This window comes from Streptomyces sp. MCA2 (genome assembly GCF_023544705.1).
Taxonomy (GTDB): domain Bacteria; phylum Actinomycetota; class Actinomycetes; order Streptomycetales; family Streptomycetaceae; genus Streptomyces; species Streptomyces decoyicus.
The window spans coordinates 1-26,983 of sequence record NZ_JAMJFM010000088.1; the positions used below are offsets into that span (position 1 = coordinate 1).

Annotated in this window: 29 protein-coding genes and 1 pseudogene; 10 read left to right on the forward strand and 20 right to left on the reverse strand. The window is 72.5% G+C overall.

Translation table 11 applies throughout. From position 1 onward, the window contains the following. The coding region (locus tag M8I34_RS39735) for a cation acetate symporter (protein ID WP_250057960.1) at positions 1–1,627 on the reverse strand (1,627 nt) is incomplete at its 3' end. Next, the gene (locus M8I34_RS39740; protein ID WP_250057961.1) at positions 1,624–1,968 is read right to left on the reverse strand and encodes a DUF485 domain-containing protein; all 345 of its coding nucleotides are present in this window, start codon (positions 1,966–1,968) and stop codon (positions 1,624–1,626) included. The genes M8I34_RS39735 and M8I34_RS39740, both read right to left, overlap by 4 nt. A 218-nt stretch (positions 1,969–2,186) precedes the next feature. Between M8I34_RS39740 and M8I34_RS39745 the strand changes: the two genes are divergently transcribed. Then, a complete protein-coding gene (locus M8I34_RS39745; protein ID WP_244415650.1) occupies positions 2,187–2,384 on the forward strand; it encodes a hypothetical protein in 198 nt (65 codons plus the stop codon). Between the two features lie 199 nt (positions 2,385–2,583). Further along, positions 2,584–4,098: a S8 family serine peptidase gene (locus M8I34_RS39750; RefSeq protein WP_250057962.1), complete on the forward strand. Its 1,515-nt coding sequence runs from the start codon at positions 2,584–2,586 to the stop codon at positions 4,096–4,098. Positions 4,099–4,216: 118 nt separating this feature from the next. Here M8I34_RS39750 and M8I34_RS39755 read toward each other — a convergent pair whose 3' ends face one another. The 5 genes and pseudogenes from M8I34_RS39755 to M8I34_RS39775 form a co-directional block, all read right to left on the reverse strand. Next, positions 4,217–5,440, reverse strand: coding sequence for a TIGR03086 family metal-binding protein (locus tag M8I34_RS39755; RefSeq protein ID WP_250057963.1), 1,224 nt, complete (start codon positions 5,438–5,440; stop codon positions 4,217–4,219). After that, on the reverse strand, positions 5,437–5,757 hold the full coding sequence (locus M8I34_RS39760; protein ID WP_308372792.1) for a MerR family transcriptional regulator: 321 nt from the start codon (positions 5,755–5,757) through the stop codon (positions 5,437–5,439). Before M8I34_RS39760 ends, M8I34_RS39755 begins: the two co-directional genes overlap by 4 nt. Positions 5,758–5,953: 196 nt before the next feature. Further along, positions 5,954–6,598: pseudogene (locus M8I34_RS39765) on the reverse strand (zinc-binding dehydrogenase); the annotation flags it as partial. A gap of 16 nt (positions 6,599–6,614) precedes the next feature. Further along, positions 6,615–7,316, reverse strand: coding sequence for a lysoplasmalogenase (locus tag M8I34_RS39770; RefSeq protein ID WP_250057964.1), 702 nt, complete (start codon positions 7,314–7,316; stop codon positions 6,615–6,617). Beyond that, positions 7,313–8,224 carry a sterol desaturase family protein gene (locus tag M8I34_RS39775; RefSeq protein ID WP_250057965.1) on the reverse strand — a complete coding sequence of 304 codons (912 nt, stop codon included), beginning with the start codon at positions 8,222–8,224 and terminating at the stop codon, positions 7,313–7,315. Before M8I34_RS39775 ends, M8I34_RS39770 begins: the two co-directional genes overlap by 4 nt. 132 nt (positions 8,225–8,356) lie before the next feature. Between M8I34_RS39775 and M8I34_RS39780 the strand changes: the two genes are divergently transcribed. Continuing rightward, positions 8,357–9,067, forward strand: coding sequence for a peptidase E (locus M8I34_RS39780; protein ID WP_250057966.1), 711 nt, complete (start codon positions 8,357–8,359; stop codon positions 9,065–9,067). A 62-nt stretch (positions 9,068–9,129) separates the two neighbouring features. Here the strand turns inward: M8I34_RS39780 and M8I34_RS39785 are convergent, their stop codons facing one another. The 5 genes from M8I34_RS39785 to M8I34_RS39805 all read right to left on the reverse strand — a co-directional run bounded on the left by M8I34_RS39785 (position 9,130) and on the right by M8I34_RS39805 (position 14,294). Beyond that, positions 9,130–9,843 carry a haloacid dehalogenase type II gene (locus tag M8I34_RS39785; RefSeq protein ID WP_250057967.1) on the reverse strand — a complete coding sequence of 238 codons (714 nt, stop codon included), beginning with the start codon at positions 9,841–9,843 and terminating at the stop codon, positions 9,130–9,132. Between the two features lie 100 nt (positions 9,844–9,943). Continuing rightward, positions 9,944–11,188 (reverse strand): amidohydrolase family protein, encoded by a 1,245-nt coding sequence (locus M8I34_RS39790; RefSeq protein ID WP_250057968.1) that lies wholly within the window; start codon positions 11,186–11,188, stop codon positions 9,944–9,946. Next, positions 11,185–12,510: an amidohydrolase family protein gene (locus M8I34_RS39795; protein ID WP_250057969.1), complete on the reverse strand. Its 1,326-nt coding sequence runs from the start codon at positions 12,508–12,510 to the stop codon at positions 11,185–11,187. Before M8I34_RS39795 ends, M8I34_RS39790 begins: the two co-directional genes overlap by 4 nt. 13 nt (positions 12,511–12,523) lie before the next feature. Further along, positions 12,524–13,417, reverse strand: coding sequence for an SDR family NAD(P)-dependent oxidoreductase (locus M8I34_RS39800; RefSeq protein WP_250057970.1), 894 nt, complete (start codon positions 13,415–13,417; stop codon positions 12,524–12,526). Positions 13,418–13,496: 79 nt separating this feature from the next. Beyond that, positions 13,497–14,294, reverse strand: a complete 798-nt coding sequence (locus M8I34_RS39805; RefSeq protein WP_250057971.1) for an acetoacetate decarboxylase family protein — start codon at positions 14,292–14,294, stop codon at positions 13,497–13,499. 127 nt (positions 14,295–14,421) lie between these two features. Between M8I34_RS39805 and M8I34_RS39810 the strand changes: the two genes are divergently transcribed. The 6 genes from M8I34_RS39810 to M8I34_RS39835 all read left to right on the forward strand — a co-directional run bounded on the left by M8I34_RS39810 (position 14,422) and on the right by M8I34_RS39835 (position 20,151). Then, on the forward strand, positions 14,422–15,054 hold the full coding sequence (locus M8I34_RS39810; RefSeq protein ID WP_250057972.1) for a TetR/AcrR family transcriptional regulator: 633 nt from the start codon (positions 14,422–14,424) through the stop codon (positions 15,052–15,054). A 151-nt stretch (positions 15,055–15,205) separates the two neighbouring features. Then, the gene (locus tag M8I34_RS39815) at positions 15,206–16,243 is read left to right on the forward strand and encodes a DEDDh family exonuclease (RefSeq protein ID WP_250057973.1); all 1,038 of its coding nucleotides are present in this window, start codon (positions 15,206–15,208) and stop codon (positions 16,241–16,243) included. A 63-nt stretch (positions 16,244–16,306) separates the two neighbouring features. Then, on the forward strand, positions 16,307–16,540 hold the full coding sequence (locus tag M8I34_RS39820) for a hypothetical protein (RefSeq protein WP_030087516.1): 234 nt from the start codon (positions 16,307–16,309) through the stop codon (positions 16,538–16,540). A 123-nt stretch (positions 16,541–16,663) separates the two neighbouring features. Continuing rightward, complete coding sequence (locus M8I34_RS39825; RefSeq protein WP_250057974.1) at positions 16,664–17,518, forward strand: SURF1 family protein; 855 nt, start codon at positions 16,664–16,666, stop codon at positions 17,516–17,518. A 55-nt stretch (positions 17,519–17,573) separates the two neighbouring features. Then, positions 17,574–19,391: a glycoside hydrolase family 15 protein gene (locus M8I34_RS39830; protein WP_250057975.1), complete on the forward strand. Its 1,818-nt coding sequence runs from the start codon at positions 17,574–17,576 to the stop codon at positions 19,389–19,391. 4 nt (positions 19,392–19,395) lie between these two features. Next, the gene (locus M8I34_RS39835) at positions 19,396–20,151 is read left to right on the forward strand and encodes an SDR family oxidoreductase (protein WP_250057976.1); all 756 of its coding nucleotides are present in this window, start codon (positions 19,396–19,398) and stop codon (positions 20,149–20,151) included. Between the two features lie 81 nt (positions 20,152–20,232). Here the strand turns inward: M8I34_RS39835 and amaP are convergent, their stop codons facing one another. From amaP to M8I34_RS39860, 5 genes are read right to left on the reverse strand one after another with little or no spacing between them, the layout of a single operon-like run. Then, positions 20,233–20,838 carry an alkaline shock response membrane anchor protein AmaP gene (gene amaP, locus M8I34_RS39840; RefSeq protein ID WP_250057977.1) on the reverse strand — a complete coding sequence of 202 codons (606 nt, stop codon included), beginning with the start codon at positions 20,836–20,838 and terminating at the stop codon, positions 20,233–20,235. Between the two features lie 7 nt (positions 20,839–20,845). Then, a complete protein-coding gene (locus M8I34_RS39845; protein ID WP_250057978.1) occupies positions 20,846–21,514 on the reverse strand; it encodes a DUF6286 domain-containing protein in 669 nt (222 codons plus the stop codon). After that, positions 21,511–21,900 (reverse strand): Asp23/Gls24 family envelope stress response protein, encoded by a 390-nt coding sequence (locus M8I34_RS39850; RefSeq protein ID WP_250057979.1) that lies wholly within the window; start codon positions 21,898–21,900, stop codon positions 21,511–21,513. Before M8I34_RS39850 ends, M8I34_RS39845 begins: the two co-directional genes overlap by 4 nt. Positions 21,901–21,906: 6 nt before the next feature. Continuing rightward, positions 21,907–22,104: a hypothetical protein gene (locus tag M8I34_RS39855; RefSeq protein WP_244415632.1), complete on the reverse strand. Its 198-nt coding sequence runs from the start codon at positions 22,102–22,104 to the stop codon at positions 21,907–21,909. 36 nt (positions 22,105–22,140) lie between these two features. Further along, a complete protein-coding gene (locus M8I34_RS39860; protein WP_250057980.1) occupies positions 22,141–22,602 on the reverse strand; it encodes an Asp23/Gls24 family envelope stress response protein in 462 nt (153 codons plus the stop codon). 223 nt (positions 22,603–22,825) lie between these two features. On the opposite strand from M8I34_RS39860, the gene M8I34_RS39865 reads away from it, so the two are divergent. Next, entirely contained in the window at positions 22,826–23,554 is a 729-nt protein-coding gene (locus M8I34_RS39865; RefSeq protein WP_250057981.1) for a hypothetical protein, read from the forward strand. 49 nt (positions 23,555–23,603) lie between these two features. On the opposite strand, the gene M8I34_RS39870 is transcribed toward M8I34_RS39865, so the two are convergent. The 3 genes from M8I34_RS39870 to abc-f all read right to left on the reverse strand — a co-directional run bounded on the left by M8I34_RS39870 (position 23,604) and on the right by abc-f (position 26,652). Then, the gene (locus M8I34_RS39870; RefSeq protein WP_250057982.1) at positions 23,604–24,383 is read right to left on the reverse strand and encodes an enoyl-CoA hydratase/isomerase family protein; all 780 of its coding nucleotides are present in this window, start codon (positions 24,381–24,383) and stop codon (positions 23,604–23,606) included. Between the two features lie 113 nt (positions 24,384–24,496). Beyond that, on the reverse strand, positions 24,497–24,718 hold the full coding sequence (locus tag M8I34_RS39875) for a helix-turn-helix domain-containing protein (RefSeq protein ID WP_006606369.1): 222 nt from the start codon (positions 24,716–24,718) through the stop codon (positions 24,497–24,499). Positions 24,719–25,053: 335 nt separating this feature from the next. Further along, positions 25,054–26,652, reverse strand: coding sequence for a ribosomal protection-like ABC-F family protein (gene abc-f, locus M8I34_RS39880; RefSeq protein WP_244415628.1), 1,599 nt, complete (start codon positions 26,650–26,652; stop codon positions 25,054–25,056). Between the last annotated feature and the right edge of the window lie 331 nt (positions 26,653–26,983).

Sequence of the window (26,983 nt, forward strand, 5' to 3'; positions counted from 1 at the left end):
CGGTCCCGGTCAGCGAGCGGACCTCCAGCTCGGCGTACTTCTGGACGTCCGGCTCCTCCTTGGACAGCAGCGATCCCAGCCAGCCGAGCAGGAAGCCCAGCGGGATGGAGATCAGGCCCGGGTTCTCCAGCGGGAAGACGTCGAAGTCGGCGCCGGGGAACATCGAGGTCTCCTTGCCGGAGACGACCGGGGAGAAGAGGACCAGGAGGACGGAGGAGAGGAGGCCTCCGTAGATGGACCACAGGGCGCCCTGGGTGGTGAAGCGCTTCCAGAACAGGCTGTAGAGGAGGGTCGGGAGGTTGGCGGAGGCGGCGACCGCGAAGGCGAGCGCCACCAGGCCCGCGACGTTCAGACCGCGGGCGAAGACGCCCAGGACGATGGCGACGGCACCGATGCAGACGGTCGCCCAGCGGGCCGCGCCGACCTCCTGCTTCTCGGTGGCCTGGTTCTTGCGGATGACATTGACGTAGATGTCGTGGGCGAAGGACGAGGACGAGGCGAGGGTGAGACCGGCGACCACCGCCAGGATCGTCGCGAAGGCGACCGCGGAGATGACGGCGAGCAGCACCGCGCCCCCAGTGGATCCGGCACCGCCGCCGATCACCTCGGCGAGCTGCGCGGCAGCGGTGTTGCCCGCCTTGTTGGCGGCGGTGATCTCCTCCGGCTTGATGAGCGCCGCGGCACCGAAGCCGAGGGCGATGGTCATCAGGTAGAAGACGCCGATGATGCCGATCGCCCAGTTCACGGACTTACGGGCGGCCTTGGCCGTGGGGACCGTGTAGAAGCGGATGAGGATGTGCGGCAGGCCCGCGGTGCCCAGCACGAGGGCGAGGCCCAGCGAGATGAAGTCGATCTTCGAGGTGGCGGTGGCGCCGTACTTGAGGCCGGGCTCCAGGAAGGCCGCGCCCTTGCCGCTGTTCTGTGCCGCGGCGCCGAGCAGTTCGGAGAGGTTGAAGTGGAACTTCAGCGCCACCAGGAAGGTGATCAGCAGGGTGCCGGCGATCAGCAGGACCGCCTTGACCATCTGGACCCAGGTGGTGCCCTTCATGCCACCGATGGTGACGTAGAGGATCATCACGATGCCGACGAGGACGACGGCCAGGATCTTGCCCGCCTCGCTGGTGATGCCCAGGAGCAGGGTGACCAGGGCGCCGGCGCCCGCCATCTGGGCGAGCAGGTAGAAGATCGAGACGACGATGGTGGAGGTGCCGGCTGCCGTACGGACCGGGCGCTGGCGCATCCGGTAGGCGAGGACGTCGCCCATGGTGAACCGGCCGGAGTTGCGCAGCGGTTCGGCGACCAGGAGCAGCGCGACGAGCCAGGCGACGAGGAAGCCGATGGAGTAGAGGAAGCCGTCGTAGCCGAAGAGGGCGATGGCGCCGGCGATGCCGAGGAAGGAAGCGGCGGACATGTAGTCGCCGGAGATGGCCAGGCCGTTCTGGAATCCGCTGAACTGCCGGCCGCCGGCGTAGAAGTCCTCCGCGCCCTTGGTCTGCCGGCCGGCCCAGACGGTGATGCCGAGGGTGGCGGCGACGAAGACCGCGAAGAGGGCGATGATCAGGGCGCGGTGCTCGCTCGCGCCGCCGGCCGCGAGCTGGGACACGAGCGGCTGCTGGAGAGGGCTCATGCGTCACCCTCCAGACGGGCCTTGATGGCCTCGGCCTTGGGGTCGAGCTTGGCGGCGGCGTGCCGGGAGTACCACCAGGCGATGAGGAAGGTCGTGACGAACTGGCCGATGCCGAGGACGAACGCCACATTGATGTGGCCGAGGACCTTGGTGCCCATGAACCCGCCGGCGTAGCTCGACAGCAGGACGTACCCGAGGTACCAGAGGATGAAGGCGACGGTGAGCGGGAAGGCGAACGAGCGGTGCACGCGGCGGAGTTCATCGAATTCCGCACTCGACTGCACCTGGATGTAGTCGGGCGGCTCGTGCGTTCCCGGGTCGAGGGTCGGTGCGGCGCTCACGGAATCTCCTGACGCGAAGGGGCGGGTTCCCGTGCCGGTCCGGCGGATCGGCGCAGGTGGAGCCCGGGCCGGCAATAAAGCTCACGTAAGTGATCTAGATCACGCATGGTAGAGGTGCATCGGACGATACGACAGGGGTGCGTTGGTTGAATCCCAGAAGAAACCGGGAATGCCCGCGCCGACCGCCACCGCATGCGGGCCGCTTCGTTGAGCCCGGTGTGAATCCGCCGCCCCAGCAGGCCCCGCAGCCACCCGCTCCCCGCCGGCGCCCCTACGGCAGCATCCGGCTGCCGGCGCCGCTCGCCGTCGCCCCGTCGGAGCCCCGGCCGGAGGCGGCCACGGCCGTGCGCCGCTGGTACGGTCCGCGGATCGCGCTGCCTCCGCTGAGCATCACCACACTGCGACGCCACGGCTGAACGGCCCCGCCGACCTGCCGGAACGGTGCCGACATCGGCTGACGCGCTATCAATTCCACGCTCCTGGCGGGTTTTCTCCCCGTTTTTTCTCCGCATTCCATTGCTGCGCAGGAGTGATCGCCGATAACTTCACATCTCATTGCATCCGCCCGTGCGCAAACCGCGCCACGGGCGGTCTCACGGATGATGTGGAGTATCCATGGCACATCCCCGATCCAGACGCATGCGGGCGCTGGCCGTACCGCTCGGACTGGCTCTGACGGCGTCCCTCGGTTTCCTCCCGAACGCGGCCACCGCCGCGTCCCAGGACTCCGCCCCGGCCGCCGCCGCCTCGGCCGACGGCCCGCTGCTGTCGTACGTCGTGAACACCACGCCCGGTCATGCCACGGTCGGCAAGGTCGAGAAGGCGATAGCCAAGGCCGGAGGGAAGGTGATCATCGCCCATGAGCAGATAGGCGTGATCGTCGTCCATTCGGCCAACCCGCAGTTCGCCGCCTCCCTGCGGACGGTGCCGGGCGTGCAGTCGGCGGGCGCGACCCGCACCGCGCCGCTCAAGGCACAGGGCACCACCGACGTCGGCAAGCCGCAGAAGATCGACCTGCCGAAGTCCCAGCTCATGGCGGCCGGCAAGGCGGCGAAGGCGAATGGCGAGGAGCCGCTCGAACCGCTCCAGTGGGACCTGCCCGCCATCAAGGCCGACAAGGCCGCGAAGGTGAACCCGGGAAGCAAGAAGGTCACCGTCGCCATCATCGACACCGGTGTGGACGACACCCACCCCGATCTGAAGCCCAACTTCTCGGCGAAGCAGTCCGCCAACTGCGTGGGCGGCGTGGCCGACACCTCCAAGGGTGCCTGGCGCCCCTGGAACCCGGACGAGGACTACCACGGCACCCATGTCGCGGGCACGATCGCCGCGGCCCGCAACGGCGCCGGTGTAGCCGGGGTCGCGCCGGGTGTGAAGATCTCCGCCCTCAAGGTCAGCGAGCCGGAGACGAGCCTCTTCTACGCCGAGAGCGTGGTGTGTGCCTTCGTCTTCGCGGCCGATCACAGCGTCGAGGTCACCAACAACAGCTACTACGTCGACCCGTGGATGTTCAACTGCAAGGATGACGCCGACCAGGCGGCCATCATCGACGCGGTCGGCCGTGCGGCGAGCTACGCCCAGCGCAAGGGCGCGATCAACATCGCGGCGGCGGGCAACTCCAACCTCGACCTGGCGGCGCCCCAGCTTCCCGACGCCTCCAGCCCGAACGACTCCACCCCCGTCGAGCGCACCATCAACCCGAAGACCTGCTGGGACGTTCCCACCCAGCTGCCGGGCACGGTGACGGTCGCGGCGACCGGCGTCAACAAGCTCAGGTCCTACTACTCGAACTACGGCCTGGGCCAGATCGATGTGGCCGCGCCGGGCGGTGACTCGAAGCAGGTGCCCGAGCTGCCCGCCAAGAACGGCAACATCCTCTCCACCATGCCGGGCGGCGACTGGGCCTACCTGGCCGGTACGTCCATGGCGACCCCGCATGTCGCGGGCGTGGCGGCGCTGCTCAAGAGCGCCCACCCGAAGTCCAGCCCGCAGGAGATCCAGTGGCTCCTCAAGGAGCAGGCGGACAACCCCGGCTGCCCCACGGGTGACGCGACCTGCACCGGCACCAAGCATGTCAACGGCCACTACGGCTACGGCATCGTCGACGCGCTGGACGCGGTGAAGAAGTAACTCCCGGACGGTAGACGGGAGGGACGCGGGAGGGCCGGGTGAGTAGTCACCCGGCCCTCTTCCGTGCGGTGCGCGCGGTGCGTGCGGTTTACGGGGCGTGCGGTTCGCAGGGCGCGCGTCAGACCGGGTCGCGGCCGAGGTAGGCCGCCAGCCGGTCCACTGCGCCGGCGCCGGGCGGGGCGGGGCGCTCCCGGGCGAACGAGCTGCCCTCGGTGCGCGGCGCGGCGCCGTAGATCCGGCGGGCCGCCGCCAGGGTCTCCTCGGCGACCTCCGGTGCCAGCCCGGTCGGCGCACCCGTCGCACGCGCCAGGTCCCAGCCGTGTGCGAGGAGTTCGACCACGACCTGCTGGACGATCATCGCGCCGGGCGCCTCGTAGGGGCCGTAGGTGCGCTGGAGCATCCCGCTGCCGGTGAAGGCGGCGAGGGCGGCGCGCACGGAGTCGGCGAAGGCCGCGCGGTGGTCGTCGCCGAGGTGGTCGGCGGCGTGGTCGCCCCGCGGGGTGTCCTCGGCGATCGAGGTGGCCATCAGGTTCTCCCACACCATGTGGTCGAGCAGCTGGCGTACGCTCCACCCCGCACACGGCGTCGGCAGGCCGAGGTCCTCGGGGCGTACGGCGGCGACCAGGGCACCGACGTCCCGGGTCACCTGCACATAGGCGTGCATCACCCGGTCCGGATCGGTGCCGTCGAACGCGGACCGGTCCAGCTCGTACGGCCGGGGGTGGGCGCGCAGCGCGGCCGCGGTCCAGGTGCCCGCGGTGTCCCAACGGGGCGGAGCGGGCCGGCCGGTGACCGTGCACAGCAGCTGCCAGTAGCGCTCGACGGCCGGTTCGGCGGCGGTCTCCAACTGCTCCAGCAGCCGGCCGCGGGCCTGCGGGCCGTCCTCGGCGGGCGGGTCGGCAGTGCCGGCCTGGGTGGGCAGCCAGGCGGCGACCAGCTCGGCGACGAGGGGCTCCGCGGCCGGGGAGTCCGGGGCGAGGCCGGCCGTGACGGCCTCCTCTCCGCGGAGCCGCATCAGCTCCGCGACGCGCACGGCGTCCTGCTCGCGCCCGGCCGGGTCCGTCTCCCCCGCGGCAGGCGCCTCCCCGGCCGCCGGCCCGGTACGCGCGCTGTACTCGGCCAGCCGCCGCAGCGCCGCCCGTAGTTCCGGCTCGCGGACCAGGGCGGCCAGTTCGGTCCAGGCGCCGATCTGCTCGGGGGTGGGGTCGTCGGGCAGGTCGGGGACGGCGGCCAGCAGGCCGGTGCGGTAGGCGGGGGCGTGCACACCGTCGAGGGCGTCCTCGACGAAGTCCGTGATGATCCGGCGGCGTTCCCGGGCCGACAGACGGGCCAGTTCGGTCATGTTCGGCAGCTCCTCTGCTGCGCTCCCCCGCGCGGCCACCGCACGCAGCACGGCGCGCTGCAACTGGAGGATGGGGGTCCCCCCATGCCGTTCAGGCTATGGGGGAGGATCTGTGCGTCCAGCGCGTCCGCCCACTGCGCCGCCGTCTCGGCGACCGTGCGCTCGCGGTGCAGTACGGACCGGATCGCCGCCAGCCCGATGCCCAGGTCGCGCAGACTGCGCACGATCTCCAGGCGGGCCGGGGCGTCCGGGCCGTAGAGCCGGTAGCCCGCGGGGGTGCGGGCGGCGGGCGGCAGCAGGTCCTGGTCCGACCAGATGGGGGTCCCCCCTGCTCCTCAAGAGCTCGGGGGAGGATGGTCTTGACCGGGATGCCGGTCAAGCGCGCCAGCGCGCCAATGGTGAGCAGGCCCGTGCCGTCCTCGTTCATGCCGTCCACTGTCGGGTCTCCCACGGAGGGAGACTCAAGCGGCGGCCCGTCCGGCCGGCCGGGCCCGCGCCTGCGTGGTCCGCCGATCAGGGCTTGACCAGCACCTTCAGTGCGGTGCGGTCGTCCATGGCGCGGTAGCCGTCCGGGACGCCCGCCAGGTCGACGGTGCGGTCGAAGACCGGTGCGGGGTCGAGGGTGCCGTCCCGGACGTCGGGGAGGAGTTCCGGGAGGTAGCTGCGGACCGGGGCGACACCGCCGCGGACGGCGATGTTGCGGTCGAAGAGGGTGCGCATGTCCAGGCCGCTGCCGCTGCCGTGCGGCACGCCGACCCAGCCGATGGCCCCGCCGGCCCGGGTGATGCCGACCGCGGTGCGCATCGACTGCTCGGTGCCGACCGCCTCGATGACGGCGTGGGCGCCCTGGCCGCGGGTCAGCTCGCGGACCGCGGCGACGGCCTCCTCGCCGCGCTCGGCGACCACCTCGGTGGCGCCGAAGGTCCGGGCGATATCGGTACGTGCCCGGTGCCGGCCGAGGGCGATGATCCGCTCGGCGCCCAGCCGCCCGGCGGCCGGCACCCCGCACAGGCCGACCGCGCCGTCGCCGACCACCGCGACCGTCGAGCCGGGCCGCACGCCCGCGCCGAGGGCGGCGTGATGGCCGGTGCCCAGGACGTCGGAGACCGCCGGCAGGCAGGTCAGCAGCCGCTCGTCGCCCGCCGCTTCGGCCGGCAGCGGAGGGTGTACCCGGTTACGGTACGCCTGCCGTCCGGGGCGCCTGCGTCCGGTGTGGTGCGGGCCGCGGGGTCGTGGCGGCCAACACCCCTTCGGCCAGCGCGTACTGGGCCGCGACATAGGTGAACATGATCCAGAACTGTGGGCCCGGCAGCTGCGGCCAGTGCGCGATACCGCTCGCGATCAGGGTGTCGGAGAGCAGGAAGAGCAGCCCGCCGACGGCGGCCCAGGGGCCCGCCCGGAGCGCGCCGAACGCCATGGCGGTGAGCAGCAGGCTGTAGCCGGCGACCGGGATCCGCAGGTCCGCCGGGAGGTCCGGCCACAGGAGCACGACCGTGCCGGCCAGCAGCACGGCATACGCGGCACCGGCCGCGGCCGTCCGTCCCCGCCGTCCGCCCCAGGGCGCCGTCCCGTACCGGGCGAAGAGCAGCAGATAGCAGACGTGCCCCGCGGCGAACGAGCCCATGCCGACCAGGAAGGCGAGGTCCCCGCCGATCTGGAGGAAGGTGTCGCCGCCGCAGCCGAAGAGCAGCGCACCGGCGAGCAGCGGCGGGCCGCCGCGCGCCAGCGCGTATCCGGCGAGCACCGGCATCAGCGCGGGCTTGGTGAGCTGCCCGACGGCCGGGACGCCGGCGAGCAGCGCCGCCAGGTGCACGACGGCCAGTACGGCGAAGGCCCACAGCAGCGGACGGACGGCCCGCGGCCACCGGGCGGTCACGCGGCCGGCTCCTCGACGGAGGCACGCGCTTCGGCACCCGGCCGGCCGGCCTTCGGGCTCTCCCCGACGGCCGCCCGCTGGGCCGGCTGCCAGCCCGGCCCTCGGAACACCCGCCCGGCGCGCTCGCGCCAGCTGTCCGCGGCCCGTATGTCGCGCGCGATGGCCGCGTACTCATGGGTGGCCACCCGCAGCGGGTTGAAGGTCTCGATGTTCTTGGTGAGCCCGTAGACCGGCCGCTCGACCTCGGCGGCGAACGAGCCGAACATCCGGTCCCAGATGATCAGGATCCCGCCGTAGTTGCGGTCCAGGTAGCCGCCCTGCGAGGCGTGGTGGACCCGGTGGTGGGACGGGGTGTTGAGCACGAACTCGAAGGGCCTCGGCAGTTTGCCGATCCGCTCGGTGTGCACCCAGAACTGGTAGACGAGGTTGGCCCCGGAGGTGAAGGCGATCGCGGCGGGATGGACACCGAGGGCGATCATCGGGACGTAGAAGGGCCAGACCGTCCAGGTCGTCCAGGGCTGCCGCAGGGCGGTGCTGAGGTTGAACTTCTTGCTGGAGTGGTGCACCACATGGCAGGCCCACAGCACGCGGATGACGTGGTGGCCGCGGTGCGACCAGTAGTAGAAGAAGTCCTGCCCGAGCAGCATCAGCGGCAGCGTCCACCACAGCACGGGTATCCGCAGCGGAGTGAGTTCGTAGACCGTGGCGTAGATCGCCACGATGGGGATCTTCCACAGCGCATCGAACGCGAGGCTGCCCAGGCCCATGCCGACGCTGGTGGCGGCGTCCTTGGCTTCATAGCCTTCCGCGTCCTCGTCGGGATGCAGGCGATAGCTCACCATCTCCACCACGGCGAGCAGGACGAAGGCGGGTACGGACCACAACAGGACATCGGGCAGGTGCGGCATGCCACGCACCATAAAGGCGTGGACGGCGGCGCCGCTAGGGGTTGTTACTGAGAAGTATGTAAGACGTGCTGTCAGCTGCTCCGCGACGATGGTCCGGCGCAGCTCCCCGCGACGACCCGGAATCGAGGTCCCATGGCCCGCACCCCCACCATCGCCCTGCTCGGCGGCGGCTTCTCCGACGACCCCGACACCCTGCTGGACGACTTCGTGCTGGACGCCGCCGGGCGGGCCCGCCCGAAGGTCTGCTTCCTGCCGACCGCGAGCGGTGATGCGCCGGGCTACATCGAGGGGTTCCACAAGGCGTTCGGCGCGCGGGACTGCGAACCGGACCACCTGGAGCTGTTCCGGCGCACCGTGACCGACCTGCGGGCGTTCGTCCTCGCGCAGGACATCGTCTACGTCGGGGGCGGCAACACCGCCAACATGCTTGCCGTCTGGCGGGTGCACGGCCTGGACACGATCCTGCGCGAGGCGTACGAGTCCGGGGTGCTGCTGTGCGGCATCAGCGCCGGGGCGTGCTGCTGGTTCGAGGCCGCCTTCTCCGACTCCTTCGGCCCTCCGGTGCCGCTGTCCGACGGGCTGGGACTGCTGCCGGGCAGCCTCTGCCCGCACTACGACAGCGAGCCGGGGCGCCGGCCGGGCTATCTGGCGGCCGTCGACGACCGTGCGTTGCCGGGAGGCTGGGCGGTCGACGACGGCGCCGCCGGGCTGTTCCGCGACGGCCGCCTCGTGGACGTCGTCACCCGCAAGCCGGGCGCCACGCTGCGCCGGGTGGGCGTCGGCGAGGACGGCTCGGTGGCGGAGGCGGCGCAGACGGCGCGGGCACTGGGGCCCCAGGTGTGAGCGGAACCCGTCGATCACCTGGCGGTGCTCGCTTCACCTGTCGCCCCGCGGCCGCCACATGATCAGCCGGACAGGCCGTGGGCGGTGCCGAGTTGGCCGGCCAGGTCGGCCAGGTCGGCCAGGCCGTCGGCGTACAGGTCGAAACGGTCCGAGGAGGCGGGCGGGTCGCCGACGGGGCGGGCGACGTAGGCGGTGCGCAGGCCCAGGCCCTGTGCTCCGCGCAGGTCCCAGGCGTGGGCGGCGACCATCAGGAGCCGCTCCGGTGGCCGTCCGGAGACGGTGACGGCCAGCCGGTAGACCGCCGGGTCCGGCTTGTAGGTCCGGGCGTCCTCGGCGGACAGGGCCTGGTGCCAGCGCAGTCCGGCGTGGGCGTTGAGTGCCAGCAGCGCCGTCCGGCTCGCGTTGGAGAGCCCGATCAGCGGGAACCGTTCGGCGAGCCGGGCGAGCCCGGCCACGGTGTCGGGCCACGGCGGCAGTCGTCGGCCCGACAGGGCCAGCGCCGCTACGGCGGCCGGGTCGCCCACTCCGGCGGTGTCGGCGACGAGTTGGGCGGCCTCCCGGTCGAGGACGTCGCTGGGGAGGTAGGGCCGGTCTCCGTCGAGGATGCGGCGCTGCTCGCGCTCGATGTGCTGCTGCCACAGCGACAGCAGCCGCTCGGTCCCGGCATCGTCGAGCGACGGGTCGAGTGCACGGATGCCGGCGCGGATACCGGCGGACTCGTCGACGAGCGTGCCGAGGACGTCGAACACGACGGCATCGATCTCTGGCTCTGGCATGGGAGCGGTCTCCTGGACGAAGCGGGGGCGTGAGGGTCGCTGTTGACCGAACACAGGGGGCGGCCACCCCGATTCCCGGCCCGCACGCTCCGGCCGTCCCTCACCACACCCGCACCGCCCCGCCCCGTGCGAACGCCGGGCTGGTGGCGTCCGGCGGGATCTTTTCCAGGGGTTCGGCCAGTTCGGCGACCGTGGGACCGACGCGGGCCGCGTGGGGGGCGAGGCGGGCGAGGTCGAAGCCGTAGACGCGGGCGGCGTTGGTGCCGAGCATGGCCGCGGTCTCGTCGGCCGGGACGCCGGCGTAGGCGAGCCGGAGGGCCTCGCGGGAGTGCGGGTGGGTGCCCTCGTCGTGCGGGTAGTCGCTGCCCCACATGATCTTGTCGAGGCCGATGCGGTGACGGAGCGGGACCTCGTGCGGGCGCATGAAGCTGGCGCCCACGAAGCAGTGCTCGCGCCAGATCCCGGAGGGGGCGGCGCCCATGGCCGCCGCCAGGCCGGTGCCGAACTTGGACTCGGCGGTGGCGGACCGGGAAGCGGTCGCGGCCGCGACCAGCCGACCGTGGTAGTAGTCCAGCATGTCCAGGACGCCGGGGATCCAGCCGGAGCCCTGTTCGGTCAGGACGAGGCGGAGTCCGGGGTGGCGGCGGAAGGCACCGCCGAAGACCAGGTGCCACAGGGCGCGGTGGGAGAACCAGGTCGTCTCGACCATGAAGACGGCGCGGGCGGCGGGCTCGTCGCCCAGCGGCGGGGACGCCGAGCCGCCGTGGTGGTTGACGGGCACCTCCAGCTCCGCGCAGACCGCCCAGAGCGGGTCGTAGCACTCCGAGTGCAGCTCGGGGAGGCCGGAGCCGGGCGGCGTGCCGGGGAGCAGGATGCCGCCGGTGAGGCCGGCCTCCTTGGCGCGGCGGACCTCGCGTACGGCCTCGTCGACATCGTGGAGCAGGATCTGGGCGACTCCGGCCCGGCGGCCGGGGGCGTCGGCGCAGAAGTCGGCGAGCCAGCGGTTGTGGGCGCGCAGGCCCGCCCAGCGCTGCGCGAACTCCTCGCGGGTGGGTGCCGGGGCCACGAGTGAGGCGCTCGGGAAGAACGGCGGGATGGTGTTCGGGAAGACCACCTCGGCGACGATGCCGTCGGCCTCCAGGTCGGCCAGCCGGCGGCCGGAGTTCCAGTTGCGGTCGGCGGTGTCGGCGAGCAGGTCCTCGTACGGGTTGACGTAGGAGGCCGCCCAGGCGTCGAAGGCCTCGTGGTGCCGGGAGGCCAGGTACGGCTTGTAGTCGAGGAGGTCGGCGCCGGCGTGGCAGTCGGCGGAGATGACGGTGTAGCGGTCGTCGGGTCGGTGCGTCATTGCGCGGCCCCCAGTACCGGGAAGTCGTGGTCCGTCAGCCAGTGGCGGCCCACCTCGCGCGAGCGGGCCCAGGAGGCCTCGACCGCCGCCTGGTCGGCGCTCTGGCCGAGTTCGGCCGGTGTGGGGCCGATGCGGCGGGCCAGCGGGGCCAGCGCGGCGGTGTCGAAGCCGAAGTTCTCGGCCGCGGCCAGGCCGAGCATCCGGCGGGTCTCGGTGACCGGAATGTCGTGGAAGGTCTTCTTCAGCCAGGCGCGGGTGTCGGGCCAGGTCCCTTCGGGGTGCGGGAAGTCGCTGCCCCAGAGGATGTTGTCGACGCCGATCTCGTAGCGCTGGGCGAGCTCGCGGCGTTTGGTGTTGGTGGCGCAGACGAAGACCTGCCGGTCCAGGTACGCGTGCGGCGGCTGCCTGAGCTCCGCGAACGGGGAGAGCTTCTTGCCGCCGTGGGCGCCCAGGTAGAGGCGGTCCATGAACCACAGGAGGTTGGGCAGCCACCAGCAGCCGGATTCGGCGATCCCGAACCTCAGGCCCGGGTGGCGCTCGAAGACGCCGGACCACAGCAGGAACCACAGCGGGCGCGCGGGCCACCAGGTCACCTCGGAGACATAGATCCCGAGGTGGCTGCCGTACTCGTGACGGGGCGCCGCCCCGGAGTGGGTCAGCACCGGCATCGCGCAGGCGGCCGCCGCCGCCCACACCGGGTCGTAACGGCGGTCGTGGTACGGCTCCTTGTCGACCCACATGGAGGGGATCATCAGGGCGCCGAGCCCGGACTCCTTGGCACGGTGGATCTCGGCCACGACACGGTCGACCTCGGCGGTGACCGGCAACAGCGCCACTCCGCAGTGCCGTTCGGGGTGTGCGGAGACGAAGTCGGCGAGCCAGCGGTTGTGCGCCTGGGCGCCCGCCATGCCGAGGTCCGGGTCCTGGTCACCGGAGAGGCCGAGGCCCACGCCGAAGGGGGCCGCCGTACCGCTGTCGACGGCGTCCGCGTCCGGGAAGACGACCTCCGCCGCCACCCCGTCGCCGTCGAGTTCCTTCCTGCGCTGTGCGGGGTCCCAGCCGCCGCGCAGGCCCTCCTCGTTGTCCCGGAACCAGCGGTCGGCGAAGGCCTCGTTGCGGATGCCGAGGCGGGTGGCCTCCGCGCGGCGGGCGTCCCGGCCGCCGAGGAACTCGTCGAAGTCACGGTGGAAACGGGCGTCGAGGTAGGGGCGGTACTCCTCGGTGGGGAGTCCGGCGTGGCAGTCGGAGGAGATGATCAGGTACGGCTCGTGCCGGGGGTCCGGCGCTTCCGGCCGGTCCGCGGGGCCCTGTGGGTCCGTCATGGGGGCTGCTCCCTCAGTCGTCCGGGTCGAGAATGAAGTGCTCCAGATACGCGGGGGTGCCGCGGTCGAGCATCGAGGCGGACCGCGCCCGGATCTGCGCGTCGGTGTGCCCGCCGGGCGGCAGCAGCCAGAAGCGGCCGGCCCGGACGCCGTCCACGACCTGCGCGGCGACGTCCTCCACGGGCGTGAAGGCGACCTCCTTCCCGGCCTCCTTCATCGCCGACTCCCACTGCGCGAGGCTGCGGTACGGGGTCCGGCGCGGGCGGGCCTTTGCGTAGCGCGCGGGCCGGTTGCGGTGCGACTCCCACAGGCCGGTGCGCAGCATGTGCGGGCCGGGGAAGAGCACCGAGGCACCGATGGGGGCACCCTCGGCCCTGAGGTGGGCGTAGAGCGATTCGGTCATGGTCACCACGGCCGCTTTGGTGACGGCGTAGACGGACGCGGTGGGCAGCGGCGCGACACCGCCGTCGGTCGAGGAGGTGTTGACGACATGGCCGGGCCCGCCGCCCGCCAGCATCCGGGGCAGGAAGCACTGGATGCCGTGGAAGACGCCCCAGACGTTCACCGCGAACGCCCATGCCCAGTCGTTGGGGTCGTGCTCCCACATCCGTCCCTCGGCGCCGGAGCCCACCCCCGCGTTGTTGCACAGCAGATGGACGGCGCCGAAGGTGTCGTACGCGGCGTCGGCGAGGGCGGCGACCTCTTCGCGTACGCCGACGTCCACGGTGCGCGCCAGTACGCGGGCGCCGTCCGCGGACAGCTCGTCGGCGGCGGCCCGCAGCGGCTCCTCCTCGACGTCCGCGAGGACGACCCGCAGCCCGTCCGCGGCGAAGCGGCGCGCCATGGCCAGGCCGATGCCGCTCGCGGCGCCGGTGACGACGGCGACCTGTCCGGCCCTCAGCTCCATACCCGCTCACCTCTCCGTGCCGGTCGGGCCGCCTGCTTCTGCGGCCGGGGTCCGGGTCGTCCTCCGGGTGGACACCGCATCAGACGCTCCCCTCGGGCGGTCCGTCGTGCAGCTGCCGTGGGTCGTCGTAGCGCTGGTGGACGTACGGCAGCAGGGACCGGGCGCTGACCCGCTCGACGACCCGGCCCTGCTGGTCGGTGGTCTTCTCGCCGAGGGTGAGCTCGACGAGGGTGCGTACATGGAGGTCGGCCACGGGGTCGTACATCGACTCCCGGAGGACGACATCGCCGGTGAGCTTCTCCAGCTTGCGGACCTTCTCGTGGCGCAGGCAGTGCACCAGCACCGGGTCGAGGTCAAATCCCGAACCGTCCACGGCGGGCAGGAACTTGAAGTAGAAATCGGTCTTCCGGGCCGGCTCGGGGACCGGCAGCGGACCGCTCACCGCGCCGCGCACCTCGACGAAGGCGATGCCGTGCCGGGCGAGCGCCGCACGCACCACCGGGCCGTCCCGCTCGACCGTGACCTCGCCCAGCTTCTTGGGTTCGCCGAAGACCTCCCGGCCGCCGGTCAGGGCCCGCTCGTGGGTCATCGGCATGACGAGCGGATACCAGCCCTCGACGCCCTGGTGCGCGGCCGCCACGGCGACCGAGCCCGCCCCCAGGGGGTAGCCGGCCAGCGCGACCTTGCTGATGCTGACGCGGACCAGCGGACGTCCGGTCGGCGCGAGCGGCGGCGGGAGGACGGCCGCGACCGCGTCCGGGTCGCTCTCCCAGACCGCGACCACGCCGGTGGACCAGATGTCGGGGAGCCGGGAGCTCGCGGTGCGCGCCGCGGTGAGCTCCTCCTCGGTGCGCGCTCCGTAGCGAATGCGTGCCATGTCGTACCACCCTTCGTCGTCGGTGACTTACGGGGGTTGCGCGAGACGCCTGTAACACTGTTACACCGAGCGGGACGAAGGGTAAAGAGCCTTGCGCGAAAGGGAGTTGAGGGATAGAGAGAGGCATATGACACGTACGGCGCTCACCGGCGAAGAGGTTCTGGCGGCCGCCGCCCGGCTGGTGCGGGCGCACGGCCCCGGGGCGCTGACCATGCGCCGGCTCGCCACGGAACTGGGCACCGCCGTCACCTCCATCTACTGGCACGTCGGCAACCGCGAGTCGCTGCTGGACGCCCTCGTCGAACGCACCGTGCGGGAGATGGGCGAGATCCACCCCACCGGGCACACCCCGCAGGCGCGCATCATCTCGGTGGCCCGTACGCTGCACGCGGCGCTGCGCGAGCGCCCGCAGCTGATCGCGATGGTGCACGAACGCGGTCTGACGGAGCGGATGTTCCTGCCCGCGCAGCAGGCGCTGGTCCATGAGATGCACGCCGCCGGGCTGCGCGGCGAGACGGCCGCCGAGGCGGTGCGGGCCGTCCAGTTCCAGGTCGTCGGCTTCGTCCTGGTCGAGCGCAACCGCGAACGGTCGCCCGCGCAGCATCCGAGCGAGGGCGAGCTGTGGGACTCCCCCGCCGCCGGGCACGATCCGGCGCTGGCCCGCGCGCTGGCCGGCCCGGTCGACACCGGGCGGCTGTTCCTCGTCTCGCTGGAGGCGCTGGTGGCCTCACTGCTCTCCCCCGCGGACCCCGGCTCCTGACCCGGCCGCTTCCCGGCGGGGAACGGCCGCGCCGGCGCCCGTCAACTCCCGTACGGGCCCCTGATTTGCCGGGGCGCCAGGCGCACCCGCCGGCCCGCGCGCCCCACGCCGGTTCGGTGGCTGTCGGTGGCGGCCCTTATCCTCAGTGACCATGCTCGAAGACCGCATGGCAGCAGCCGACCCGATCGCGCCGAAGATCGGCCAGCAGCCGGGCCCGCAGACGCCGCCGGCCCCCTGGCCGTCCGCCTATCCCCAGGGATACGCGGTGGTCGACGTCGAGACCACGGGCCTGGCGCGCGACGACCGGATCATCTCCGCCGCCGTGTATCAACTCGATGCACAGGGCGAGGTCCAGGACCACTGGTACACCCTCGTCAACCCGCAGCGGGACCCGGGGCCGGTCTGGATCCACGGGCTCACCAGCGCCGTGCTGGCCGATGCCCCGCTCTTCCCGGACATCGTCCCGGAGCTGTCCCGGCGGCTGGCGGACCGGGTGCTGGTGGCGCACAACGCGATGTTCGACTGGTCGATGATCGCCCGCGAGTACGCCCGCGCCGCGGCGACCGCGCCGGTGCGGCAGCGGCTGTGCACCATCGCGCTGTCCAAGGAGCTGCGGCTGCCGCTGCCCAATCACAAGCTGGAATCCCTCGCCGCCCATTACGGCGTGGTGCAGGAGCGCGCCCACCATGCGCTGGACGACGCCCGGGTGCTGGCCGAGGCGTTCCGTCCCGGTTTGCACCGGGCCGCGCGGGAGAATGTGCGGCTGCCGCTGCTGAACTGCCAGCCGCTGACGGAGTGGTCGGACGCCCCCGCGCCCCGGCAGCACTCCAGTGCCGCGGCGTACCGCCCCACGACCTGGCGGCCGTCCCGTAAGCGCCCGGCGTGCCCGTACCCCAACCCGGGGCGCTACGAGGCCGGCGGCCGGCTCGTCCAGGGCATGCGGGTCGCCTTTTCGGGCGACACCTCCGTGGACCGCGAGCTGCTGGAGGACCGGGCGATCGAGGCCGGACTCCATGTCGCCACGAGCATGTCCCGGGTGACCAGTCTGCTGGTGACCAACGACCCGGACGCCAACACCTCCAAGACCGCCAAGGCCGCCTCGTACGGCACGGTCGTGATCGACGAGGCGGCCTTCATGCAGCTGCTCCAGGATGTCGAGCCGGCCGCCCCGGCGCCTGCGTCCGGGTGAAGCCCGACCAACACACCCGTCGGCACCTCGCCCCGCAGGGGTGCCGCCCGCACCCTGTGGCGCATGGCACGTTGTGAGGTCTGCGGAAACGAATACGGCATGACGTTCGAGGTGCACGCGCAGGGCGCGGTGCATGTCTTCGACTGTTTCGCCTGCGCCATCCACCGCATGGCGCCGATCTGTGAGCACTGCCGGTGCCAGATCATCGGCCAGGGCGTCGAGGCCGACGGGCAGTGGTACTGCGGTGCGCACTGCGCGCGGTCGGACGGGAGGGTGGGCATCGTCGACCGGGTCTGATCCGCACGGTCCGCCGGGCGGGTCCGCACGGTCCGCCGGACGGACACGGCCGGAGCCTCCCCCGGCCGCTGCTGGGGGGACCCGCAGCCCGGGGGCCGCGGCGCCCCAGGTACCGTCGAAGCCGTGTACCGCTTCCTGTTGTCCCGGCAGTGGGTGATCCTCACCCTCGTGGCTCTCGTGCTGATCCCCGTCATGATCAAGCTGGGCTTCTGGCAGTTCCACCGCCATGAGCACAAGGTGGCGCAGAACCAGCTGATCGCGAGCAGCCTGGCCGCCAGGCCGGTCCCGGTCACCGAGCTGACCGCCCCCGGCCGGGACCTGCCCCACGACGACATGTGGCGCACGGTCACCGCCACCGGCACCTACGACACCGCGCACGAGGTCGTGGTCCGCCAGCGCACCGCCGCCGACGAGCAGAGCATCGGCTACTACGTGCTCGCCCCGCTGGTCCTCGGCGACGGCCGGGCCGTACTGGTCAACCGCGGCTGGATCTCGGCGGGCAACGACCTCACCAAGTTCCCGGACGTCCCGGCCGCCCCCCGGGGCAAGGTGACCGTGACCGGCCGGATGATGGCCGACGAGACCTCCGCCGTCAGCGGTATCAAGGACACCAGGGGCCTGCCCGCCCGCCAGATCATGCTGATCAACAGCAAGGAGCAGACGAAGCGGGTCGGCCGGCCGCTGCTCGGCGGCTATATCGAGCAGACCGGGCCCGAGCCGTCCGGCGGCAAGCCGGAGCTGGTCCCCGAGCCGGACCACGACTCCATCGGCCCGCACATGGCGTATGCGGTCCAGTGGTGGCTGTTCGCGGCGGCGGTGCCGGTCGGCTGGGTCATCCTCGTCCGCCGGGAGCGGCGCGACCGGGTGGCTGCGGCGGCCGAGGCGGCCGAACAGGCCCGGGAGGCCGAAGAGGGCGAGGAGGCCCGGGAGACCGAGGCGGCCGGCGAGGACGCGCCATCGGTCCCGGCCGGCCCGTAGCCCGGACAGCCGCCACCCCCGCGTGGCGCGCCCTCCGGGCGGGAAAAGGCGCTGAGTGCACCCACATATCGAGGACTATGCGCTCATCGGCGATCTCCAGACCGCCGCACTCGTCGGCCGCGACGGCTCCATCGACTGGCTGTGCCTGCCCCGCTTCGATTCCGGGGCCTGTTTCGCCGCACTCCTCGGCGGCAGGGACAACGGCCACTGGCGGCTGTCCCCCCGGTCCTCCGAGGCCCGCGCGCAGCGCTCCTACCGCGGTGAATCGCTGATCCTCGACACGGTGTGGGAGACCCCCACGGGCAACGTCCGGGTCATCGACTTCATGCCGCAGCGCGACCGCCAGCCCGATGTCGTACGGATCGTCGAGGGCCTGAGCGGCAGCGTCGAGATGCGCGGTGTGCTGCGGCTGCGGTTCGACTACGGGCGGGCGGTGCCCTGGGTGCGCGCCGCCGAGGGCAGCCGGGTGGCGGTCGCCGGGCCGGACTCCGTGTGGCTGCGCACCCCCTCCCAGGGCACCACCTACGGCAAGGACTTCAGCACCCGCTCGGACTTCACCGTGGCCGCCGGCGAGCGCACCGCGTTCGTGCTGACCTGGCACCCCTCGCACGAGCCCCGGCCGGAACAGATCGACCCCTTCGAGGCGCTCCAGGACACCCTGGACGACTGGCACACCTGGTCCGCGCGCTGCCGCTACAACGGGCCGTACCGCGAGGCCGTGATCCGCTCGCTGATCACCCTCAAGGCACTCACCTACGCGCCCACCGGCGGCATCGTCGCGGCCCCCACCACCTCGCTGCCCGAGGAGCTGGGCGGCGTACGCAACTGGGACTACCGCTACTGCTGGCTGCGCGACGCCAGCCTCACCCTGAACTGCCTGCTCTCCGCCGGATATCTGGAGGAGGCCGGCGCCTGGCGGGACTGGCTGCTGCGCGCGGTGGCCGGCGCCCCCGACGACCTTCAGATCATGTACGGGCTGGCCGGTGAGCGGCGGCTGCCGGAGGCCGAGCTGCCGTGGCTGTCCGGATACTGCGACTCCCTTCCCGTACGCATCGGCAACGCCGCCGTCGAACAGCGGCAGCTCGACGTCTACGGAGAGGTGCTCGACTCCTTCCACATCGCGCGCACGGCCGGGCTGGCGTCGGAACCACATGCCTGGAGCATCCAGCGCGCCCTGGTGGACTACCTGGAGTCGACCTGGCGCGACCCCGACGAGGGGCTGTGGGAGATCCGCGGGCCGCGCCGGCACTTCGTGCACTCGAAGGTCATGGCCTGGGTGGCGGCCGACCGGGCGGTCCGGGCGATCGAGGCGGACCCGAAACTCGGCGGGGACGTGGAGCGCTGGCGGGCGATGCGCGACGAGGTCCACCGCGAGGTGTGCGAGCGCGGCTACGACGCCGACCGCGGCACCTTCACCCAGTTCTACGGCTCCCGGGAGCTGGACGCCGCGACCCTGCTGATCCCCCGTGTCGGGTTTCTGCCGGGCGACGACCCGCGGGTCGTGAGCACCATCGACACCGTCCGCCGCGAGCTGACCGTCCCCCAGGGCCCTGACGGCATGGGAGGTGCCCCCCTCGGACTGGTGCGCCGCTACAGCACCGAGGGCGGCTCGGTCGACGGGCTGCCGGGCGGCGAGGGCACCTTCCTGGCCTGCTCGTTCTGGCTCGTCGACGCGCTGCGGCTGAGCGGCCGGCGGCACGCGGCCCGGGAGATGTTCGAGCGGCTGCTGGACCTGCGCAACGATCTGGGGCTGCTCTCCGAGGAGTACGACCCGGCCGCCCGCCGCCAGCTGGGGAACTACCCGCAGGCGTTCAGCCATATCGGCCTGGTGGGGACCGCCTTCGGTCTGCGGGACGGGGCAGAGGCAGACTAGGGCCATGGATCTTGGACTCACCGACCGGACGTACATCGTCACCGGGGCGACCCGTGGCCTCGGCTTCGCCACCGCCCGTGCACTGGTCGCCGACGGCGCCCATGTCGTGATCACCGGACGCACCGAGGAGAGCGCGGCCGCGGCCGCCGCCCAGCTCGGCGAACGCGCCCTGGGCGTGGCGGCCGACAACGCCGATCCGGACGCCGCCGACCGTCTGGTGGCCGCGGCCCGGGAGCGCTTCGGCCGCCTGGACGGGGTGCTCATCAGTGTGGGCGGCCCGCCGCCCGGCACCGCCGCCGACAACACCGACGACCAGTGGCGGGCGGCCTTCGATTCGGTCTTCCTCGGCGCGGTACGGCTGGCCCGTACGGCCGCCGCCGAGCTGACGGAGGGCGGCGTGATCGGCTTCGTGCTGTCCGGTTCGGTGCAGGAGCCGATCCCCGGTCTGACCGTCTCCAACGGGCTCCGCCCCGGTCTCGCCGGCTTCGCCAAGTCGCTGGCCAACGAGGTGGGTCCGCGCGGCATCCGCGTCCTCGGCGTACTGCCCGGCCGGATCGCCACCGACCGGATGACCCAGCTCGACGCGCTCTCCGGCGACCCGGAGGGCTCCCGCGCCCGCAACTCCGCGGCGATCCCGCTGGGCCGCTACGGCAAGCCGGAGGAGTTCGGCCGGGTCGCCGCGTTCCTGCTGTCGCCGGCCGCGTCGTATGTCACCGGCGTGATGGTGCCCGTGGACGGCGGGGCCCTGCACGGCTTCTGACGGGGAGCCCGCCGCGGTCCGGCGTGCGGGGCCCAGGCCCTGTCCGGCCTGATCCCGGCGGACAGGACCCGGGCGAGCCCGCTAACTGACCCGCTCGGGCCGGTGCTTGACCGCGCGCAGCCGGATGTCCGCCGGCAGGTGGTCGAGCCCGGCCGAGCGGCGGGCACGGTCCAGCGCCTCGTCCGACAGACGCCGGACCACGGTCCCCGGGTCGGCGTGCGGGGCGAGGGCCAGCACGGCCCGGATCCGCGGTGTGCTCCGGCGGCCGGTCAGCAGCACACCGGCCCGGTCGACGCCGTCCAGCGCCTCCGTTTCGGCCGCGAGGACGTCCTTCAGCGCGCGGCCGCGCAGCAGGGCGCCCTCGCCGTCTCCGCTGTCGACGAGGATCTCGTCCAGCCGGTGGCGCCTGAACTGGGTCAGCAGCCACCACAGCACCAGCAGCACGAAGACGGCCAGTACGAGGATGACCACGGGCCAGAACCAGCCCTGGCCGGTCCAGTGGGTGCGCCGGTGCGCGGGGAGCAGCACGTCGTCGGGGCGGGACCAGGGCCAGTGGGCGGGCAGGTGCAGATGCCATTTCGCGGGCAGGCCGAGGCCGCCGAACAGCACCAGGCCGCCGGTGCCGAGCAGCACCACACCGGTCAGGCCGAGCAGCACCCGGTTGATCGTTCTGCGGACCCTGCGCATCGCTCGCTCACCTCTTCTTCGGGCGCCGGACGTGCACGGTCAGGCCGAGTCGGCGGGCCGGCCCCAGCTGCCGCAGGCCCTCGCCGAGCGCGGCGTCGAGGTCGGCGCGGACCTCGTCCAGCTCACGGAAGTGCGAGACGGCGTGCGCCTTGGCCTTGCGACGGCTGACCTTCACCCGCACGGACTGCACACCGGCGACCTCCATGGCACGGTCGCGCAGCACCAGCGCGGCGGCCGCCCGGTCCAGCCCGGAGCGGACGTCCGGCGCCACCTGCCGCATCGGCAGCACCTGACGCAGTCCGGGGGTGACGGCCAGCACGATCAGCCAGATACCGAGCACCACCGCGACCGCGGCGGCGCCCAGCACCCAGGGGTTGTCGAGATGACGGGTGGTCAGTTCATGGGCGAGCCGCCGGCGCCAGGCCATCGCGGGGCGGTCGGCGCGCACCGCGGCCACGTCGTAGAGCAGCAGGCCCGCGGCGGCCAGCAGCAGCAGCGCGACAACCGCGGCCGGCACCCGCCGGTCCGACCAGAAGCGCCCGGTCCGGTCGTCGTCCGCGGTGCTCGTGGCGGCCGTGTCCGGGGCGGACGGCGTCGTCCCGGCCGGTGCGTCCGGCGTCTTGTCGAGGGTGGGCAGCCGGCGGGTGTCCGGCGGCTCCGTATCATCGTCGCTCATCGCACCCTCCCGCGCGTACCTTCCAGCAGCGGGGAGTGCAGCCGCTCGACCTCCACCGCGACCTCGGGGACCTCCATGCTCGCCAACGCCTTCACCCGCTCGGCGACCTGACGGCGCACCACCCTGCACTGTGCGCCGATGTCGGAGGGGTAGCCCAGTTCCACGGCGATCCGCACCCGTGCCTCGCCGAACTGCCCGCGGTCCTCGCGCCGGTGCACCGTCACCGTCGCATGCGCGTCCGTGGAGGCGTGCGGGGACTGACCGCGCAGCGCCTCCCGGGCCGCCTGCGCGGCGATCTTCGCCACCACCCGGTCCGCGATCCTGGTCTGGCCGCGCTCACCCGCCGCCACGCCGGCGGCAGCGGTGACCGGGGACACCGTCGCCACCCGGCTTCACCGCCGCCGGTCGTCGCGGTCGCTGCTGCGCGGATGGAAGAATTCACCGGCCTGGAGATCCCCGTCCAGCAATCTGCCGACCACGAAGCCGACGGCGCCCAGCGCCGCCACCAGCACGAAGGCCCCAAAACCGCCGAAGTATCCGGCGAAGCCCAGCGCCATTCCGGCCACGAGGCCGGCCAAGGCCATGTTCATCGTGCGCTCCTTCGCTACGCCTTCGGACGGGCCCGGTTATTGGAGCCGGGACTCCGCTCCCTCTTCTTCGTCTTCCTCGTCGGGCAGCTTGACGTCGCTGACCGCGATATTGACCTCGACGACCTCCAGGCCCGTCATCCGCTCCACGGCGGAGATGACGTTCTCCCGGACGGAGCGTGCGATATCGGCGATGGAGACGCCGTAGTCGACCACGATCTCCAGATCCAGCGCGGTCTGCACCTCGCCGACCTCGGCCTTGACGCCGCGGGTCGCGGTCGCGGACCTGCCGCCGCCGGGCACCCGGTCGCGAACGGCGCCGAGCGTACGGGCGAAACCGCTGCCCATGGCATGCACGCCGACGACGTCCCGGGCCGCCAGACCGGCGATCTTCTCCACCACACCGTCGGCGATGGTGGTCCGCCCGCGGGTCGCGGGGTCGCCGCCGCCCCGCTTGGCAGGGGTCCGGGTTCCCTCCGCATGCTGCTGGCTCTCGCTCATGGCCGTATGTCCCTTTCCGCGAGGAGAAGCGGTCCGCCCGCTCCGCTGCCCACAGTAGGTCCGGTTTGTCCGGTCCGCTCCGGGGGTGCGGCAGCGGAGTGCTCCCTACGGCGCCGTCCGGCACACCGCCCTGCCGTGCGGGCCGGTGTGCGGCAGTCTGGGGGAGTTGTCCGGGATGTGTCCGGGAACAGGTCCGGGGACCTGCCGGGAAAGGGGTGACGCGGTGGCCGCGAACCAGTTGGCACAGACGGTGCGGGCTCAGCTCGGGATCGGCCGGGTGCTGCCGCTCGGCGGACCCGCGGACGGTTCATGGATCACCGAACAGGCCGCCATCGGAGCGCTGCGGGCGGCCGCCGGGACGCCGGCCGGTGTCCGCATCGGCACGCTGCGGCTGTCCGTCGCCGACCCCGCCCACGCCCCCGAGCCCGCGGTGCCGGCGCCGCCGAGCGCACTGCCGCCCGGCCCGCTGCGGATCGAGGCGGACTTCACCGCGGTCGCCGACCGGCCGCTGCCCACCCTCGCCGACCAGGTGCGTACCGCGCTGCTGGAGGCGGCGGTCCGCGAGCTGGGGCTGGTGGTGGGCATGGTGGATCTGCGGGTCACCGGGCTGCTGGAAGGGGACGAGGCCGCCGCGGCACCGCCACCGGCCGCCCCTGCGGGAGGCCCCTCGGCCACCCCCGAGACGGGCGACCGTACGGGTGCGACACAGGAGGGCCCGGCGGGGGTCGCCGCCGTCGCACGGGACGTTGCGGGAGTCGCCCGGCTGGCGCCGGTGCTCGGCGGGCTGTCCCGTCCGCTGCGGTTCAGCGACGGGCATGTGCTGATCCAGCTGGCGACCGCGCCCGGCTATCGGGCACTGGATGTCTCGTGCGCGGTGCGGCGGGCGGTGGCGGCCACACCGTCGGCGCCGTCGACGGTTGCCGTGCTGGTCACCGCCGTGGAACAGGAATGACGGGCGTCCCCGGCCGGGGACGCCCGTCATTGCCCGGGTGCGTTCGGCGCTACTCCCCCACGCCCGCGAGGTCGCGCAGCCGGCGCGCCTGGGCGGCCCGTTCGGCGCGCCGCTGCTCCTCGTACGTACGGCCCGCGGCACCGGCCAGCAGGGCCTTGGTCTCGATGACGGCGTCGCGCGGCGGGGCGGTGAGCGCGGCGGCCAGGTCGGTCACCGTGGCATCGAGTTCGTCCGCGGGCACCACGAGGTTGGCGAGCCCGATCCGCTCGGCCTCCTCGGCATGCACAAAGCGCCCCGTGGCGCAGATCTCCAGCGCCCGGGCGTAGCCCACCAGCCCGACCAGGGGGTGGGTACCGGTCAGGTCCGGTACGAGTCCCAGGCTGGTCTCGCGCATGGCGAACTGGACGTCCGGCGCGACCACCCGCAGATCGCAGGCCAGGGCGAGCTGGAAGCCCGCGCCGATGGCATGGCCCTGCACGGCGGCGATGGACACCAGGTCGTTGCGCCGCCACCAGGTGAACGCTTCCTGGTACTCGGCGATCGTGGCATCCAGCTCGCTGTCCGTACCGCGTGCCAGATCGATGAACGACGGCTCGCCGTCGAAGCCTTCGGGCGTGAACGCCTGACGGTCGAGGCCCGCGGAGAAAGACTGGCCCTCACCACGCAGCACGGCTACCCGCACGTTTCCGGGCAGCAGCGAACCCGCCTCGGCGAGCGCCCGCCACATGGCCGGCGACTGCGCATTGCGCTTCGCCCCGTTGGCGAGGGTCACTGTGGCGATCGCACCGTCAACGGTGAGTCGCACACCGTCCTTGTCGAGCAGAGTCATGAGCGCCTCCGAGTCAGCCAGCCGCACCTGCGTGCGTAAGTGACTGAACGGTAACCTCCCGGCCGACTGCTCGGCCGACCGGGGGGACACCGCTGCACCCGGAGTCGCAGCCGTCAGGCCGATGCGGCCTTCTTGCCCCTAGTGGCTCCGCCACGACCGCGCAGGACCACACCGGATTCGCTGAGCATCCGGTGCACGAATCCGTAGGAGCGGCCGGTTTCCTCGGCCAGCGCCCGGATGCTCGCACCGGAGTCGTACTTCTTCTTCAGGTCTGCCGCGAGCTTCTCGCGCGCGGCGCCGGTTACCCGGCTGCCCTTCTTCAGAGTCTCGGCCACCCGTGCCTCCTCGTGGGAAGTGCGCTCTGGACTCTCATGATCACCCCTCCCCGGCTTCCTGGCCACCCATTCCGCAAGGTCAGTACGACATCCTTTGCCGCCCGGCGTCCGCTCACGAGGGCCGGAATCACGCATTCCGCCCAGCCGGGAGACCGTCCGCGCCCGATTTTTCGCAAGAAGCGGCAGGTCAGGGGGTGTGCCGCCGAAATGGTGACGGCCGGGCCCCAAGGGCCCGGCCGTATGCCGCAGACTCGCCGGTGTACGAGCCGTTCTCACTCAGATGATGGATCACACATCGGCCGAATGATCCATACGGCATGATCCATCCGCCGTGATCAGGCCAGCGCGACCAGGTCCGCGTAGTCCTGGCCCCACAGGTCCTCGACGCCGTCGGGCAGCAGGATGATGCGCTCCGGCTCCAGTGCGTCCACCGCGCCCTCGTCGTGCGACACCAGGACCACGGCCCCGGTGAAGGTGTGCAGCGCGCCGAGGATCTCCTCGCGGCTGGCCGGGTCGAGGTTGTTGGTGGGCTCGTCGAGCAGCAGCACATTGGCGGAGGAGACGACCAGCGTCGCCAGGGCGAGCCGGGTCTTCTCGCCGCCGGAGAGCACCCCGGCGGGCTTGTCGACGTCGTCCCCGGAGAAGAGGAAGGATCCCAGCGTCTTGCGGATGGCGACCAGGTCCATGTCCGGGGCGGCCGAGCGCATGTTCTCCAGGACCGTGCGGTCCGGGTCCAGGGTCTCGTGCTCCTGGGCGTAGTAGCCGAGCTTGAGGCCGTGCCCGGGGCGGACCTCGCCGGTGTCCGGCGTCTCGACGCCCGCCAGCAGGCGCAGCAGGGTGGTCTTGCCGGCACCGTTCAGGCCGAGGATGACGACCCGGGAGCCCTTGTCGATGGCCAGGTCGACGTCGGTGAAGATCTCCAGGGAGCCGTAGGACTTCGACAGGCCCTCGGCGGTGAGCGGGGTCTTGCCGCACGGCGCCGGGTCCGGGAAGCGCAGCTTGGCGACCTTGTCGGAGGCGCGCACCGCCTCCAGGCCGGCCAGCAGCTTGTCGGCGCGCTTGGCCATGTTCTGCGCGGCGACGGTCTTGGTGGCCTTGGCCCGCATCTTGTCGGCCTGGCTGTTGAGGGCCGCGGCCTTCTTCTCGGCGTTCTGCCGCTCGCGCTTGCGGCGCTTCTCGTCGGCCTCGCGCTGCTGCTGGTAGAGCTTCCAGCCCATGTTGTAGATGTCGATGTTCGAGCGGTTGGCGTCGAGGTAGAACACCTTGTTCACGACGGTCTCGACCAGGTCGACATCGTGCGAGATCACGATGAAGCCGCCGCGGTAGGTCTTGAGGTAGTCGCGCAGCCAGACGATCGAGTCCGCGTCGAGGTGGTTGGTCGGCTCGTCGAGCAGCAGGGTGTCGGAGTCCGAGAACAGGATCCGGGCCAGCTCGACGCGGCGGCGCTGACCGCCGGAGAGCGTATGGAGGGGCTGGCCGAGGATGCGGTCGGGCAGACCGAGGCTGGCGGCGATGGTCGCGGCCTCCGCCTCGGCGGCGTAACCGCCCTTGGTCAGGAACTCGGTCTCCAGGCGCTCGTACTTCTTCATCGCCTTGTCGCGGGTGGCGCCCTTGCCGTTGGCCATCCGGTCCTCGTTCTCGCGCATCTTGCGGAGCACGGAGTCCAGATCACGGGCGGACAGGATGCGGTCGCGGGCGAGCACGTCCAGGTCGCCGGTGCGCGGGTCCTGCGGCAGATAGCCGACGTCGCCGGAGCGGGTGACCGTGCCGGCGGCGGGCATGCCCTCGCCCGCCAGCACCTTGGTGAGGGTGGTCTTGCCGGCGCCGTTACGGCCGACCAGGCCGATGCGGTCGCCCTTGGCGATACGGAAGGAAGCGGACTCGATGAGGATGCGGGCGCCGGCGCGCAGCTCGAGGCCGGAGGCGGTGATCACGGAAAAAGCTCCAGGGCAGGAAGACGGCGGATTGGACGGACGGTCCGAGAGCGGGCTGCGCCGTCTAATGAACCCAAGGGAGAACTGCCATGGGAGGCAGTCTAACGGCCCCGTGCAAATCGATTTTCCTCCCACGTTTTTATCTGTCCCGCCGTGGTGGTTTCTCGCCGTTGCTCGCCCGCTTCGCGGTGCGCCCGGCGTTGCGCCTGCGGCGGGCCGGTCCGCTGCGCTTTGCCCCCGCCCCACGTCTTTGGCTTTCGCGCCGTTGCGCCTGCGGCGGGCCGGTCCGCTGCGCGGGGCTGTCGGGGTGCGGTGACGGGCCTCCGCGGGT